Origin of the sequence: Nocardioides rubriscoriae, assembly GCF_008087085.1 — a bacterium.
In the GTDB taxonomy this organism is placed as follows: Bacteria; Actinomycetota; Actinomycetes; order Propionibacteriales; family Nocardioidaceae; genus Nocardioides; species Nocardioides rubriscoriae.
Genome location: NZ_VIYJ01000002.1, coordinates 273,497 through 288,690, shown reverse-complemented (window position 1 = coordinate 288,690; position 15,194 = coordinate 273,497). Strand labels below are relative to the sequence as shown.

Annotated in this window: 11 protein-coding genes; 3 read left to right on the top strand and 8 right to left on the bottom strand. The window is 73.6% G+C overall.

From position 1 onward, the window contains the following. Positions 1 to 15 precede the first annotated feature (15 nt). The 6 genes from FZC61_RS04685 to FZC61_RS04660 all read right to left on the bottom strand — a co-directional run bounded on the left by FZC61_RS04685 (position 16) and on the right by FZC61_RS04660 (position 7,956). Positions 16 to 762 carry a hypothetical protein gene (locus FZC61_RS04685; protein ID WP_148612981.1) on the bottom strand — a complete coding sequence of 249 codons (747 nt, stop codon included), beginning with the start codon at positions 760 to 762 and terminating at the stop codon, positions 16 to 18. 176 nt (positions 763 to 938) lie between these two features. After that, positions 939 to 1,238 (bottom strand): hypothetical protein, encoded by a 300-nt coding sequence (locus tag FZC61_RS04680; protein ID WP_148612980.1) that lies wholly within the window; start codon positions 1,236 to 1,238, stop codon positions 939 to 941. Continuing rightward, on the bottom strand, positions 1,235 to 2,530 hold the full coding sequence (locus FZC61_RS04675) for an MFS transporter (RefSeq protein WP_246142527.1): 1,296 nt from the start codon (positions 2,528 to 2,530) through the stop codon (positions 1,235 to 1,237). Before FZC61_RS04675 ends, FZC61_RS04680 begins: the two co-directional genes overlap by 4 nt. A gap of 218 nt (positions 2,531 to 2,748) precedes the next feature. After that, the gene (gene uvrB, locus FZC61_RS04670) at positions 2,749 to 4,875 is read right to left on the bottom strand and encodes an excinuclease ABC subunit UvrB (protein ID WP_148612979.1); all 2,127 of its coding nucleotides are present in this window, start codon (positions 4,873 to 4,875) and stop codon (positions 2,749 to 2,751) included. Between the two features lie 395 nt (positions 4,876 to 5,270). Next, the gene (locus FZC61_RS04665) at positions 5,271 to 6,614 is read right to left on the bottom strand and encodes an aldehyde dehydrogenase family protein (RefSeq protein ID WP_170285983.1); all 1,344 of its coding nucleotides are present in this window, start codon (positions 6,612 to 6,614) and stop codon (positions 5,271 to 5,273) included. Between the two features lie 85 nt (positions 6,615 to 6,699). Next, positions 6,700 to 7,956, bottom strand: coding sequence for a phospholipase D-like domain-containing protein (locus tag FZC61_RS04660; RefSeq protein WP_246142526.1), 1,257 nt, complete (start codon positions 7,954 to 7,956; stop codon positions 6,700 to 6,702). A gap of 95 nt (positions 7,957 to 8,051) precedes the next feature. Between FZC61_RS04660 and FZC61_RS04655 the strand changes: the two genes are divergently transcribed. Continuing rightward, positions 8,052 to 9,245 (top strand): MFS transporter, encoded by a 1,194-nt coding sequence (locus tag FZC61_RS04655; protein WP_246142525.1) that lies wholly within the window; start codon positions 8,052 to 8,054, stop codon positions 9,243 to 9,245. 5 nt (positions 9,246 to 9,250) lie between these two features. Here the strand turns inward: FZC61_RS04655 and FZC61_RS04650 are convergent, their stop codons facing one another. Beyond that, positions 9,251 to 10,198 carry a DNA-3-methyladenine glycosylase family protein gene (locus FZC61_RS04650; RefSeq protein ID WP_148612977.1) on the bottom strand — a complete coding sequence of 316 codons (948 nt, stop codon included), beginning with the start codon at positions 10,196 to 10,198 and terminating at the stop codon, positions 9,251 to 9,253. Positions 10,199 to 10,244: 46 nt separating this feature from the next. Here FZC61_RS04650 and FZC61_RS04645 point away from each other — a divergent pair, with 46 nt between their 5' ends. Continuing rightward, positions 10,245 to 11,018, top strand: coding sequence for an enoyl-CoA hydratase/isomerase family protein (locus FZC61_RS04645; RefSeq protein ID WP_148612976.1), 774 nt, complete (start codon positions 10,245 to 10,247; stop codon positions 11,016 to 11,018). 55 nt (positions 11,019 to 11,073) lie between these two features. Next, entirely contained in the window at positions 11,074 to 11,667 is a 594-nt protein-coding gene (locus FZC61_RS04640; protein ID WP_148612975.1) for a TetR/AcrR family transcriptional regulator, read from the top strand. Between the two features lie 232 nt (positions 11,668 to 11,899). Here the strand turns inward: FZC61_RS04640 and FZC61_RS04635 are convergent, their stop codons facing one another. After that, positions 11,900 to 15,169, bottom strand: a complete 3,270-nt coding sequence (locus FZC61_RS04635) for a M36 family metallopeptidase (RefSeq protein WP_170285982.1) — start codon at positions 15,167 to 15,169, stop codon at positions 11,900 to 11,902. Positions 15,170 to 15,194 lie beyond the last annotated feature (25 nt).

Below are 15,194 nucleotides of genomic sequence, written 5' to 3'. Positions count from 1 at the left end.
GGCGCTCCTGCCTGCTCAGGGGTGGGGGTCGACGGGGTCGGGGATGTCGTCGGGGCCGATCGTGTCGGCGGGGTCCTCGGGCTCGGCCGACGGACTGCCGTGGCGGCGTGGCCCCCGGTGGTGGCGCGGGCCGGTCGGGTCGGGCGTGCCGGCCGGGCTGGTGGGTGCGGTGGGTGCGGTGGGTGGGACGGGTAGGGCGGGTGGGGCGACCGGTGGTGGGACCGGCGCCGGGAGGACGGGCGGTACGACGGCGGTGCCGTGGCGCGGGCGACCGGCGGCCACCGGGAGGACCCGCCACCGGTAGCGCCCGGGCGCGAGGCGGGCGACGGTCAGCCGGGTGGGTCGCGGCCCGACGACCAGCACCCGGCGGTCGCGCACGCGTCCCTGCGGGCCCCGCAGCAGCCAGCGCACGGTCCCGCGGACCGGCGCGGACAACCGCACCCGCAGCGCCCCGTCGTCGGCACGCACCCGCACCCGGGGTCGCAGCGGCACGGGTCCGGGGCGCGCAGGACGCTCGACCGCCGGCTCGGTCGTGGCCGGCGCCGCGTCGGCCACGAGGACGGGGGCGTCGTCGGCCCCGGGACGCAGGACCCCCAGCGACGCGTCGTGGCGGTCACGGACCACGGGGACGACCGCGGCCGCCCCGGCGGTCCCGACCACGAGCGCGACGAGGAGGGCCGTCACGAGCGCCGGTCGGGGCCGCCCGCGGCGGCGCCGGGGCGGGGCGACCTGGGCGCTGGGCGCGTGGGCGAAGGCGGGCACCGACCGGACCGCCGCAGGGACGTCGTCGGCACCGGGACCGCCCGGTGAGGCTGGGACCTCTGGATGCACGGCGCACCTCGATCTGCGTGCCGCGCACCCCGATGCGCACGGCCAGGCCGAGAATGTAAGCCGCCGCCCGGCTGCGGGTCAGCACCCGGGAGGTAAAAATCTGGGGTCTACGGCTCGGGGACCTCGGTCTCCCAGCGGGCCCGGCGCTCGGCGTCGGTCTGCTCCCACCAGGGGTCGCCGCGCTCCCCCAGCGCCACCTTCGCGGCCTGGACGCCGTCGCGGGCGCGCCGCTCCTCGTCGGTGCCCTTCGTGCGCCGCACCTCGCGTCGCCAGGCCATCAGCACGTGCTGCAGCTCGTCGCGCCGTACGTCGGGGATGTCGGGGTCGGTGGCGCGCCAGCGGCGGCCGTCGATGACGACATGGTGCCCGTCGGGGGTGTGCTCGACCTGCGGGCGCGGCTCGCTCACGTCACGGCCAGGCCGGCCTCGAGGGCCGACCGGTCGATGACCCGGCGGGCGCGACGCCGGTAGCGCACGATCTGGGCGAGCCCGACGGTCCACAGGACGTACTGCGAGCTCATGGCCCACCGGAACGCGTCCGGGGTGTAGTCGCTCGACCCGCTCGGCGTGCGCCAGTCGAGGATCAGCCCGACCGAGACGACCAGCGTCAGGCTGGCGGCGAAGCCGGCCTGGTTGATGATGCCGGTGGCGCTGGCCAGCCGCTCGGCCGGGTTGGAGGTGCGGGCCAGGTCGAAGCCGATCATCGAGGCCGGGCCGCCGATGCCGACCACCTGCGTGAGCACCACCAGCAGCCACAGCGGCGCCGCTCCGGGCCACAGCAGCACCGCGGTCCACACCACGACGATGGCCGCGACGATGCCGATCACCATCGACGACCGGTGCCACGGGTGGCGCCCGACGAGGTAGCCGAGCACCGGGCCGGAGTACATCGCGGCCACGACGATGAGGCTGAGCAGCACGCCGGCCGTCGCGTCCGAGAGCCCTTCGCCCTGCACCAGGAACGGATAGCCCCACAGCAGCCCGAGCGTGGTGCCGCTGAACTGGGTGGAGAAGTGCATCCAGAACCCGAGCCGGGTGCCGGGGTGGGCCCACGAGGCCGCCAGGCTGCGGCGTACGACACCCAACGACAGCTGCGGCCCGACCAGCCGTCGGGTCTCGGGCGAGTCGCGCACGACGACGACCAGCCCGATCGCGAGGAGCACCCCGATCGAGGCGGTGGTGAGGTAGGCGCCGGTCCAGCCGAGCTCGCGCAGCGCGATCGTCATCGGCACCGCGGCCAGCACGGCCCCGAGCTGGCCGAGGGTGCCGGTCAGCTGGGTGATGAACGGGATCCGCCGGGCCGGGAACCACCGGCTCACCAGGCGCAGCACGCAGATGAACGTCATCGCGTCGCCCATGCCGACGAACAGCCGCGCGACCAACGCCGCCGGGTAGGTCTCGGCGAACGCGAACCCGGTCTGCGCCCCCATCAGCACCAGGGTGCCGGCCAGCATCACCGCGCGCGGCCCGAACCGGTCGACCAGCAGCCCGACCGGCACCTGCATCAGCGCGTAGACCAGCAGCTGCATCATCGTGAACGTCGCCAGCTGGGCGGCCCCGATGTCGAAGCGCTCGGTCGCCACGAGGCCGGCCACGGCCAGCGAGCTGCGGTGGAAGACCGCGACGAGGTACGTCGCCAGCCCGACCGCCCACACCGCGTAGGCCAGACGCCCGCCGGGCTGTGGCTCGCGTCCCGTCACCCCACCCACCTTAGGACTGTGGGCGGCCCCGGCGACCACGGCCTCGACCGGCAGGCGCCCCACCACCGCCAGGCGCCCCTACCCCCCACCCAGGCCGGCCACACGGCGCACGAAGCGCAGGGGCGGCCGCCGTGCCGGTCGGCCCCGCACAGCCAGGCCGCGGCAGCCCTACAAGAGCGGCGCGGGGCCGCGGCACGAGCCGCCCCGGAGCGACCAGATCAACGCTGGGCTTCGAGCATCTGGCGCAGCTCCTTCTTGAGGTCGTTGACCTCGTCGCGCAGCCGGGCGGCGAGCTCGAACTGCAGCTCGGCGGCGGCGGTGCGCATCTGGTCGGTGAGGTCCTGGATGAGCTGGGCGAGCTCGGAGCTGGGCAGGCCGGCGAGGTCCTTGGCGTGGTGGCCGGCGGCCTTGTCGCCGAGGACCGGGACGGTCTGGCGCGCCTTGGCTCCCCCGGCGCGGCCCTTGGCGGCCGTGCCGGCCCAGGTCTGCAGCAGCGCCTCGGTGTCCTCGTTGTCTCGCTGCAGCATCTCGGTGATGTCGGCGATCTTCTTGCGCAGCGGCTGGGGGTCGACGCCGTGGGCGGTGTTGTAGGCGACCTGCTTGGCGCGGCGCCGGTTGGTCTCGTCGATCGCCTTCTCCATCGAGGGCGTGATCTTGTCGGCGTACATGTGGACCTGGCCCGACACGTTGCGGGCGGCGCGGCCGATGGTCTGGATCAGCGACTTGTCGGAGCGCAGGAAGCCCTCCTTGTCGGCGTCGAGGATCGAGACCAGGGAGACCTCGGGCAGGTCGAGGCCCTCGCGGAGCAGGTTGATGCCGACCAGGACGTCGTACTCGCCCATGCGCAGCTCGCGGAGCAGCTCGATGCGGCGCAGCGTGTCGACCTCGGAGTGGAGGTAGCGGGTGCGGATGCCGGCGTCGAGGAGGTAGTCGGTGAGGTCCTCGGACATCTTCTTGGTCAGCGTGGTGACCAGGACCCGCTCGTTCTTGTCGGCGCGGGTGCGGATCTCGTGGATCAGGTCGTCGATCTGGCCCTTGGTCGGCTTGATGACGACCTCGGGGTCGATCAGGCCGGTCGGGCGGATGATCTGCTCGACGACGTCGCCCTCGACCTTGTCGAGCTCGTAGTCGCCCGGGGTGGCGGACAGGTAGATGGTCTGCCCGATCCGCTCGAGGAACTCCTCCCAGCGCAGCGGCCGGTTGTCCATGGCGCTGGGCAGGCGGAAGCCGTGGTCGACGAGGCTGCGCTTGCGCGAGGCGTCGCCCTCGTACATGCCGCCGATCTGGGGCACCGCCACGTGGGACTCGTCGATGACGACGAGGTAGTCCTCGGGGAAGTAGTCGAGCAGGCAGTTGGGTGCGGACCCGGGGGTGCGGCCGTCCATGTGCATCGAGTAGTTCTCGATGCCGGCGCAGGAGCCGACCTGGCGCATCATCTCGATGTCGTAGGTGGTGCGCATGCGCAGCCGCTGGGCCTCGAGCATCTTGCCCTGGCGCTCGAGCTCGGTGAGGCGCTGCTCGAGCTCGGTCTCGATGCCACGGATCGCCCGCTCCATCCGCTCGGGGCCCGCGACGTAGTGGGTGGCCGGGAAGACGTAGAGCTCCTTGTCGTCGGTGAGGACCTCGCCGGTCACGGCGTGCAGCGTCATCAGTCGCTCGATCTCGTCGCCGAAGAACTCGATGCGCACGGCGTGCTCCTCGTAGACCGGGAAGATCTCGAGGGTGTCGCCGCGGACCCGGAAGGTGCCGCGGGTGAAGGCCATGTCGTTGCGCGTGTACTGGATCTCGACGAGCTGGCGCAGGATCGAGTCGCGGTCGCGCTCCTCGCCGACGCGCAGCCGCAGCATGCGGTCGACGTACTCCTGGGGGGTGCCGAGGCCGTAGATGCACGACACCGTCGAGACCACGATCACGTCGCGCCGCGTGAGCAGCGAGTTGGTCGCCGAGTGGCGCAGCCGCTCGACCTCCTCGTTGATCGAGGAGTCCTTCTCGATGTAGGTGTCGGTCTGCGGGATGTAGGCCTCGGGCTGGAAGTAGTCGTAGTAGGAGACGAAGTACTCGACCGCGTTGTCGGGGAACAGCTGGCGCAGCTCGTTGGCGAACTGGGCCGCCAGCGTCTTGTTGGGCTGCAGCACCAGCATCGGCCGCTGCACCTGCTCGGCCACCCACGCCACCGTCGCGGTCTTGCCGGTGCCGGTGGCACCGAGCAGGACGACGTCCTGCACGCCGCCGCGGACCCGTTCGGTGATCTCCTTGATGGCCGCCGGCTGGTCGCCCGACGGCGAGTAGTCGGAGATGACCTTGAAGGGGGCGACACGGCGCTCGAGGTCGGTGACAGGACGCATGCCTCGAGCCTAGACGCGGCCACCGACAGTGTTGGATGGCCGCCTCCGGACGGCCCGCGTCTCGCTGGCCGACCCTGCCTGGCATCGCTGCCGCCCGTCTGGCAGTCGGCCGCCGATCCGCTGGGGCCGTCCTCCAGCGACGTGCGCGCTGTGGTCGGCCCGGCTTCGGGTCAGGGCGCCGTCGCGGCACCGGACCTCCACCCCGGTCGGTCGGGCATTTCCGAAGCCCCTCAGCCGGGCCACACGTCGGTCGAGGAAGTCGCGCCAGCGACTGTCACGAGACCACCCCGCCGCACCAGCACGTCGACCCGACCCCACCGGCTGCGGTCGAGAGGTCTCGTGACGGTCGCGGGCGACCTCCTCCACCGTGCGGTCGGTCGACCGCGCCGACGTCCTCAGTCGAGCGAGTGGCGCACGTGCAGGGCGAACCGGGTCGCGACCCGGCCCGGCGGGGTGGCGAGGAGCGCCTCGACGGGGGCGACCGGGACGGGGAGCCGGCGCTTGCGGGTGGTGGTGCGGGTGCGGGCGAAGGTGCGCAGGCCGGTCTCGCCGGCGAAGGGGCCGTAGCCGCGGGCCCCGAGCGCCTCGCGCGGCAGGCCACCCCCCTCCCCGGCGTACGACGCCCCGGGCAGGTTGACGGTGACCTCGGCGGCCGACAGCAGCGACGCCAGGTGGGCGCCGTGGCGGGCCGAGTGCACGGCCACCTGGGCCGAGGGGTGGGCCTGGAGCCGCTCCAGCAGCACCTCGAAGGCGGGGGCCGTCTCGACCCGCACCGGCCCGGTCGGCGACGCCAGCTCGGCCGGCCCGGACCGGCGGCCCAGCGCCCGGGCGACAGCACCGCGCCGTCCCGAGGCCTCGCCGCCGACCCGCAGCAGCGCGGCCCGGAAGTCGTCGAGCACCGAGGGCGCGACGAAGACCTCGGGCGGGGCGTCCTGGTCGCCGGCGCGGCCCGGGCGCGCGAGCCGGGCGACCGCCGCCGCGGCGACGTCGAGGTCGGCGTCGGGGGCGACGAGGGTGACCGGGGCGAGGACCGGCACGACGGTGACCGGCACCAGGGCCCGGGCCGCCGCGGTGCTCACGCGCACCCCGGCGACGGGGGCGCCGAGGAAGCAGACCCGGTCGACCGGGGCGCCGGCGAGGGCGACGGCGGTCGCGTCGTCGCCGGTGAGCACCTGCAGGACGCCCGCGGGGGCGTCGGGGTGGGCGGAGGCGAACGCCTCGACGTAGGCCACGAGGGTCGCGGTCACACGGACGCCCGGCTGGAGGACGACGGTGTTGCCCGCGGCCAGCGCGCAGGCGACGGCCGAGGCGGCGGCGTACAGCGAGGGGCGGCCCGACGAGACCACGCCGACGACGCCCTCGGGCACCCACGCCGAGGTCGAACCGAGCTCGGGGCTCAACAGGCCCCGGGCGACCGAGGTCGTGGCGAGCGCGCGGCCCGCGTGGCCCTCGACCCAGCGCAGGTGCTCGACGGTGCGCAGCACCTCGAGCATCGCGTCGTCGAAGCCCAGCCCGCTCTCGCGGTGCAGCAGCTCGGCCAGCCGCGACGACGAGCGCCACAGCTCGCCGCGCCACGAGCGCAGCACGCGGCAGCGCGCCCCGACCGAGGCGCCCGCCCAGGCGCCGGCGGCCTCGTGGGCCCACGCCAGTGCGGCGTGCACCTCGGCCTCGCCCTGCACCGGGAAGGAGCCGAGCACGGTCCCGTCGCTGCGGTCGACGGCGTCGAAGGTCGTGCGCACGGCCCTACCGTGCCACAACCGGGACCGGCGTCGGGGCACGACTCGCCCCGTCGGCCGGGGCCTGCCGGGTGGCGCCGGCGGTGGGTCAGAGCAGCGGTCGCAGCGGCGCCAGGACGTACTCGGTGAACTTGCGGTGCAGGTCGCGGGTCTCCCACTCGCCCTTGGTCAGCGGCACGCAGTTGGACTCGTCGGCGCGGAAGATGGTCTCGAGCTGGGCGGCGAGGCCGGCGTCGATGACCTCGACGTTGATCTCGTAGTTGCCCTGCAGGCTGAGCCGGTCGATGTTGGCGGTGCCGACCGTCGACCAGGTGCCGTCGACGGTGGCGGTCTTGGCGTGCACCATCGCGCCCTTGAAGCGCAGCACCTTGACCCCGGCGTCGAGCAGCTGCGAGAAGTAGCCGCGCGAGATCCAGTCGGCCACGATGTGGTTGGACTTCAGCGGCACCAGCAGCCGTACGTCGACCCCGCGACGCGCCGCGGCCTTCATCGCGTCGACGAAGTCCTGGTCGGGGATGAAGTAGGCGGTGGTGAGCCAGACGTTCTTGCTGGAGCGGTTGATCGCCTCGAGGTACATCGAGCGGATCGGGAACATCCACAGCCGCGGCACGTTGCGCTGCACCCGGATCCGCGGCTCCCACTGCGACGCCGTCTCGAGCAGCAGCGGGCGCTCGCTGTGGCGGATGCGCCGGCGGCGGTGCAGGTTCCAGAAGTCCGCGAACGCACGCTTGAGGTCCCAGACCCCGGGGCCGGTGATGCGGACGTGGGTGTCGCGCCACTCGGTCTCGTAGGCGTCGCCGATGTTGTAGCCGCCGACGAACCCGACGGTGTCGTCGACGACGAGGATCTTGCGGTGGTCGCGGCCGTAGCGCCGCAGGTCGAAGAAGCGCCACCCCGCGGCGTAGACCGGGAACCTCAGGACCTTCATCGACGACGGGAACCGCTTGAACACCGGCGACACCACGAGGTTGGCGAAGCCGTCGTAGATGCAGTAGACCTCGACGCCGCGCGCGGCCGCTGCGGCGAGCGCGGTCTTGAAGCGCTCGCCCGTCGCGTCGCCCTTCCAGATGTAGGTCTCGAAGAGGATCTGGCGCTGGGCCCCCTCGATCGCGGCGAGCATGTCGGCGTAGAGGTCCTTGCCGAAGGTGTAGGTCGTCACCGAGCTCTCGCCGATCTGGACGGCGTGCGGCGAGGTCAGCGGGAACGGCTTGGACTTCTTGCCCCGACGACGGTAGGAGTCGACGAGCGACATCGTCACGGCGATCACGACCTGCAGCCCGAAGACCCAGAGCAACGTGCGACGCACCAGGGCGAGCACCCTGTCGACGTCCGGCCAGCTGCGCACGCGCCCAACCTATCGGGAGCGCGTGCGGGACATCTCACACGCGCCGCCGTGAGACCGGCTCGTCGTACGACGCCCCGCCGGGTTTAACTCAGGAGGTGAGCCTCATCGTCGAGCCGACCACGATCGGTGCCGCGCGCCGCTGGTCGATGCTCGGCGCGAGCACCCTGGCCCAGGCGGCGTCGGCGGTCGCGGCGCACGGTCCGGCGTTCCTCATCCCGGCCCTGCGCGAGCAGGAGGGGCTGACCCTGGCGCAGGCCGGTCTCGTGGCCGCCGCCCCGACGTTCGGGGTGATGCTGACCCTGGTGCTGTGGGGCGTCGTGACCGACCGTCGCGGGGAGCGTGTGGTGCTGGTCGTGGGCCTCTCGCTCACCGCAGCGCTCAGCCTGGTCGCCGTGCTCTCCCGCGGACCCGTCGCGCTGGCGGTCGCCCTGTTCCTGGCCGGTGCGGCCGCGGCCAGCGCCAACGCCGCCTCGGGCCGGGTCGTGGTCGGGTGGTTCCCGCCACGACGGCGCGGGCTGGCCATGGGCATCCGGCAGATGGCGCAGCCCATCGGGGTGGCCGTCGCCGCGATCTCCATCGCCGTGGTGGCCGACCGGCACGGCGTCGAGGCCGCCCTGCTCGTGCCGACCGCCGCCGCCGCCCTCGCCGCGGTGGTGGTCGCCCTCGTCGTGGTCGACCCGCCGCGCCCGCCCGCGGTCGAGGGCGGCGCCACCAACCCCTACCGCGCCGACTCGTTCCTCGCGCGCATCCACGGCGTGTCGGTCCTGCTCGTCGTGCCGCAGTTCGTGGTGTGGACCTTCAGCCTGGTCTGGCTCGTCGAGGAGCGCGGCTGGTCCCCCGCCGCCGCCGGCACCCTGGTGGCCGTCGCCCAGGTCGTCGCCGCGTTCGGCCGGATCGCCGCCGGCCAGCTCTCCGACCTGGTCGGCTCCCGGATGCGACCGCTGCGCTGGGTCGCCGTCGCCGCCGCGGCGACGATGGCGCTGCTCGGTCTCGCGGCCGGCCTCGACCTCGCGGTCGCCGTGCCCCTGCTGCTGGTCGCCACCGTGCTCACCGTCGCCGACAACGGCCTGGCCTTCACCGCCGTCGCCGAGCGCGCAGGCCCGTTCTGGTCGGGTCGGGCGCTGGGCCTGCAGAACACCGCGCAGTTCCTCACCAGTGCGTTCGTGCCCCCGCTGGGCGGGTTGCTGGTCACCCACGCCGGGTACGCCGCGACGTTCGCCCTCGCCGCGGTGCTGCCCGCCGTCGCGGTCGCGCTGGTGCCGGTGGCTGCGGAGCAGGAGCTGAGCTAGCGGCCCTAGCCGCGGGGCCTGGTCACACTCGCGGGCAGGTGGGTGCGCGGGGACATCCGCGCGCCGTGCCGGGGCCGGTGCAGGCCCATCATCGCGACCAGCGCCGGCACCCGGCCGCGCTGCGGGCGCCAGGGCTCGAGGAACTCCGCGAGCTGGTCGTCGTCGAAGGGGGTGCCGGTCAGGGCCCAGCCGACATCCTTCGCGACGTGGTAGTCGCCGAACGACACCGCGTCAGGGTCGCCGAACGTGCGCTGCCGCACCTCGGCACTGGTCCAGTGACCGATGCCGGGCAGGCTGCGCAACCGTCGGTCGGCCTCCTCGGGGCCGAGCGCGACCGAGCGCTCGAGGGAGTCGGCGACGCGCGCCGCTGTCACGAGGGCACGCGAACGCGCCGGGTCGACGTGCATCTTGAGCCACTCCCACGACGGCACGGTGCGCAGGGTCGCGGCGTCGGGCTGCACCCACAGCCGTCGCTCGGCTCCCGGCCCCGGGGCGCGCTCGCCGAAGCGGTGCACCAGCATCCGGAACCCCGCGAACGCCTCCTGACCGGTCACCTTCTGCTCGATGATCGCCGGCACCAGGGCCTCCATCAGCAGCCCGGTACGCCCGAGGCGGGCGTGGGGGTGGTGGCGCCGGGCCTCGACCAGCACCGGGTGGCGCGGTTCGAAGCCCTCCCAGCTGTCGTGGGCCCCGAGCATCGCCGGCACCGACTCGAGCACCCAGGCCGCACCCGGGCCCCAGGCCTCGGCGTGCACCTCGCCGTCGGCGGGACGCACGTGCAGGGCCAGCGTGGCCGGGCCCTGCGGCGTACGGACGCCGCGCCAGGTGCGACCGCCGTCACGCGGGTCATCGGTGCGGAACGTCGGGTCGCCGCCACCGCGGCGGTGCAGGCGCAGCACGCCCAGGCTGCAAGGCCAGTCGGGTCGCCAGACCCGCACCTGTGCCTCGCCCATGCGGACAGCGTAGGCGGCGCCGCCGACAGGTCCCTAGGCTCCGCGCATGACGCTGCTCATCTCCGACGAGGCCCGGGTGCGCACCCTGACCCTGGACCGGCCCGAGGCGCTCAACGCCTTCAACGAGGCGCTGTACGACGCCCTCGCCGACGCCCTGCTGGCCGCGGCCGCCGACCCGTCGGTCGCGGTCGTGCTGCTGACCGGGTCGGGGCGGGCGTTCTCGGCCGGCACCGACCTGCTCGAGATGCACCGGATCGCGACCGACCCCACCTTCGAGCGCGGCCGCCACGGGTTCCCCGGGCTCGTCGACGCCCTGGTGGCCTTCGACAAGCCGCTGGTGTGCGCGGTCAACGGGCTGGGCCTGGGCATCGGCGCCACGGTGCTGGGCTTCGCCGACCTCGCGTTCATGTCGACCACGGCCCGGCTCAAGTGCCCCTTCACCTCGCTCGGCGTGGCCCCCGAGGCGGCCTCGTCCTACCTGCTCCCCCGGCTCGTCGGGCGTCAGGCCGCGGCCTGGATGCTGCTGTCGGCCGAGTGGGTCTCGGCCACCGAGGCGCTCGAGATGGGTCTGGTCTGGCGGCTCTGCGAGCCCGAGGACCTGCTCGCCGAGGCCCACAAGCACGCCGCCGTGCTGGCCGCACGGCCGATCTCGTCGCTGGTCGCGGTCAAGCGCACGATGACGGCCCCGCTGCGCGAGGGCATCGTGGCCGCGCGCGAGCTCGAGAACGCGGCGTTCGCCGACCTGATGGGCGGCCCGGCCAACCTCGAGGCGCTCTCGGCGTTCGCCGAGGGGCGTGAACCCGACTTCACTGGCTTATAGTCCTTCGTGTCCGCACGAAATAGTTTCGCGCTCGACATGGGGAGTCAAGGACGTCATGAGCAGCCCTGCCACCGAGCGCCGCAGCCGGTTGGACCGCGAGACCGTGGTGGTCACCGCCGAGACCATCGTCGACCGTGAGGGCTACGACGCCCTCTCGATGACCCTGCTCGCCGCCGAGCTCGACACCCGCGTGTCGTCGCTCTACAACCACGTCACCAACCTCGAGGACCTGCGCGCCGAGATCCAGCTGCGCGCGATGCGCCTGCTCGGCCGCCAGGTCCAACGCGCCGCGATGGGTCACGCCGGCGCCGACGGCCTGCGCGTGCTGTGCCACGAGCTGCGCGCCTTCGCCCGCGCCTACCCCCAGCGCTACGCCGCCCTCACCCGCACCCCCCTCGACCGCGAGGGCTTCTTCGCCGCCGCCGGCGACGTCATCGAGGCCATGGGCGTGATGGTCCGCTCGACCGGCCTGCCCGAGGAGCGGATCCTGCCCACCGGCATGGCGATTTTCTCGGCCCTGCACGGCTTCGTCGCCCTCGAGTCCAGCGGCTACTTCGACGGCGTCCCCCAGCTCGAGGAGGTCTTCGCCCAGGTCGTGCGCGGGGCCGTGACGGCCGCGGTGCTCGAGGTCACGAACCCCCGCGCGTAGCGGCCACGGTGGTCGAGGAGGTCGCGCAACCCGCACCGACGAACCGGACTCACTCGGCCGATGAGACCGTGACCGGGACGATGAAGTTCCAGCGTCCCGGTCGAGGTTCCAGCGTCCCGGTGACCCCACATGTGACCGATGGAGCAACCTCCTCGACCACCGTGTCGTGACGGTCGCCGGCGCAGCTCCTCGACCACCGTGCCGTGACGGCCCCAGGACGAAGGACCGCGGCCTACCGCGGCTCGGTCACCCGGATCGTGTAGGACGCGCCCCCGCCGTAGATCAGCAGGAACCCGCTGTAGACGGCCCCCGGCGGGATCACCACGCTCTCCCCGTCGAGGACGAAGCCGCCGCCGGCGAGGGGGGCGCAGTTCTCGTCGTAGAAGTAGAGCATGAACTCACCCAGCGGCACGTCGGCGCTGACCTCGGCGACGTGCTGACCGTCGCCGGCCCCGGCCGGGAGCTCGGCGAAGTGGGCGTCGCCACCGTTGGCGGTGGGCAGGTCCGGGCAGGACCAGGTCAGCTCGGTCACGCCGGGCTTGTAGGGGTCGAGGCCGAGCAGCGAGCCCTGGGCGGGGTTGCCCACGGCGACCGAGCCGGAGTAGGTGACGGGCTTGTCGGGCTTGGGCAGGCGGGGCGTGATGCCCGGGGCCCGACCGAACGCCTGCACCTCCGCGACCACGGCGGTCGAGGCGTTGGTCGCGGCGCTGCCGAAGACCTCGGCGGCGACGGCGCGCACGAACCGGGCGCGGACCCCCCGACCGGGCAGCTGGTAGGTCTTCAGCTCGAGGTCGGAGACCGCGGGGCGCGGCGCGGCGAAGCTGAACCGGGCGACCTTGACGGTCCGCCACGTCCGGCCGTCCATCGAGGTCTGGACGAGCACCTTCTTGGCGGCGGCGAAGCGGGGCACGCCGATCGGCTTGACGACGCTGACCGCGACCGTGTTGATGCGCGAGGTCTTCTGCAGCCGTACGGCGACCGAGCGGTCGGGCCCGGCGTTGTAGGCCTTCGCGGAGGTGTCGGTACGCCAGGCGGTGGTCTCGGTGTCGTCGACCAGGTTGGCCGCGGGGAAGGCGCCGGCCTGGCTGGTCGCCTTCACGACGCGCGCGCCGGAGGCCAGCGAGAGCAGGTTGGGACGCAGGCGGATCGTCGTCGCGGTCGTGCGGCCCTTGGTGACGGCGACCTTCACCCGCTGGATGCCGAAGCCCGGCGCCTGCAACGTGAGCGTGTAGGGGCCCGCAGCGAAGCGCGCCCGACCGGTGCCCTTCGCGTTCGTCGTGAACACGGGGGTGCCGCGGCCCTCGAACAGACCGCCCAGGACCCGCACGCCCTTGACCCGACCACCGGTCGAGGCGTTGACGACGGTGAGCTCGAGCGTGCCGTTGAGCGACTTCCTGCGGACGTCGAAGCCCGGCACCGGGTCGGTGTCGGTCTCGCCCTTGGTCCTCGCCGAGACCCCGAAGCCGCGCTCGGCGAAGGCGTCCCAGACGAGGTCGGCGTAGCGCTTGCCGTAGCGCAGCTCGCCGGCCTTGACGATGGCGTCGCGCATGTCGAGCATCGAGGGGCTCGGGGGCGAGAGCGGCATCGCGTCCATGACGAGGTGCTCGGCGATGTCGGAGGCCTTCTTCTGGTCGCCGCCGACGGCCTTGAGGATCTTGGTCCGCAGGGTCCAGAGCGTGGCGGTCCAGATCTCGCCGTCGGAGTGGACCTCCGGTCCGCTCATGTCGTAGCCGTAGTCGCCGTACGTCGCGGGGCTCACGGCGTAGTTCCAGTTGCGGATGCCGCGGTTCTTGTCGCCGACGTAGGGCGCGGTGACCGCGGTGCGCGACAGGCCACGGCGGAACAGGTCGTTCATCGCGAACCAGTCGCCCCAGCCCTCGCCCATGGCGCCGGACTGAGTGGTGCCGAGGGAGCCGAGCCCGCCACCGCCGACGTAGCGGTTGGACAGGCCGTGGCTGTACTCGTGCTGGATGATCGTGGCGTCGAAGTCGCCGTCGCGGATGGGGCCCTCGAAGACGTCGTCGACGAACTCCCACAGGTACATGTTGGTGAAGCCGGGGATGCCGTCGGGCAGCGTCAGCATGTTGGCGTTGTTGCGGCCCAGCGCGAGCGCGGCCTCGGTGAGGTTGAGGGCCCCGGACTGCGCGCCGCCGAAGACCGGGTCGCCGGCCACGCCGGAGGCGCCGGGCTCGTTGACGAGCTGGAAGTTGCCGCCCGACTCGGTGAAGCCGAACTGGTAGTACTCGTCGTGGATCCGGTTGTGGTGGTAGAAGAGGTTGGTCGCCGCCGCGTTGGCGTCGGCCTGGTAGCCGGTCGTCGAGGCTCCCGACTTCGCCCAGCTGTTGGTGAACGGGTAGCGGAACGTGCCGGTCGGGCTGACCGGGCGGTTGTACTGGTCGACGGCCACCAGCGGCACCGTCCAGGCGATCGCGGTGTTGGCGTTGTTGCCCACCGTGGTGACCCCGGGCAGGCCGACCAGGCCGGTCGGGTCGAGGTAGCCGCCCGGCGAGGTCGCGGTCGGACCGAAGCTCTTGGTGACCGGCGTGCCGCCCTCGGCGGCGCCCGGGTAGTTCTCGTAGACGGTGCCGTCGCCCTCGCTCTGCACGAGCGACTTGCGCAGCAGCGGCCGGCCCGTGGCCGCGTCGACGATGGTCGCCCAGGCCTGGTCGAGGCTGAGGACCGACAGCACGGCGTACGCCGCGCGCCCGCCCTGGGCGGTCGGGAACGCGATCTTGCGCACGAGCTGGTCGGGGCCCAGGACGCTGCCCCCGAACACCTCGTAGCCACCCTTGCGCTCGCCGGTGCTGCGCGCGACGAACGCGCTGCCGGGCACCAGGCCCTGCACGACCCGGGTCAGCGCCTGGGCCGCGGTGAGCCGGAACGACCCGGTCAGGGCGGAGCTGCGCACGGGGTCGCCGGTGTAGGACACGACGCGGCCCTGGCGGTCGACGACGACGGTGAGGATGCCGCCGATGCCGGCCGGGACGCGGGCCGGGCCGAAGGTCTGGGCGAAGCTCAGCACGCGCGCGTCGATGCCGGGCAGCTCGTGGTTGCGCACGACCTCGAGCGCGGCGACGTCGTCGCCCGACAGGCCGAAGGCGGCGCGGTGCGTGGCGAGCCAGCCGCGGGCGATCGCGAGCGGGTCACCGCCGCGCGGGGCGCTGAGGAAGCCGTCGGTGACGCCGAGCGAGCGGGGCGTCCCGGACGTGTTCCAGGTCGCGACCGCACCCGGGATGCGGGCGACGGCGGCGCGCTGCGCGGTCGTCGGCGCGAGCGCCCGCGCCAGGGCCCGTGAGTCGAAGGACAGGTCGGCGAGGTTGTCGCCGGCCGGCGGCACGATGCTGCTGTCGCCGCCGAGCAGCGCGGGGCGCGCGGCCGGGGTCAGGCCGGCCGCGGTCACGTCGGCCGGGCCGCTGGCGGCCTGGGCCAGCGACGGCATGCTGAGCGCGACGGCGGACACGGCCGCGACGGCGGCGGTGCGGGTGGTTCTCGAGCGGGTCACAGGGTTCCTGTTCGGGTCGTCCGGG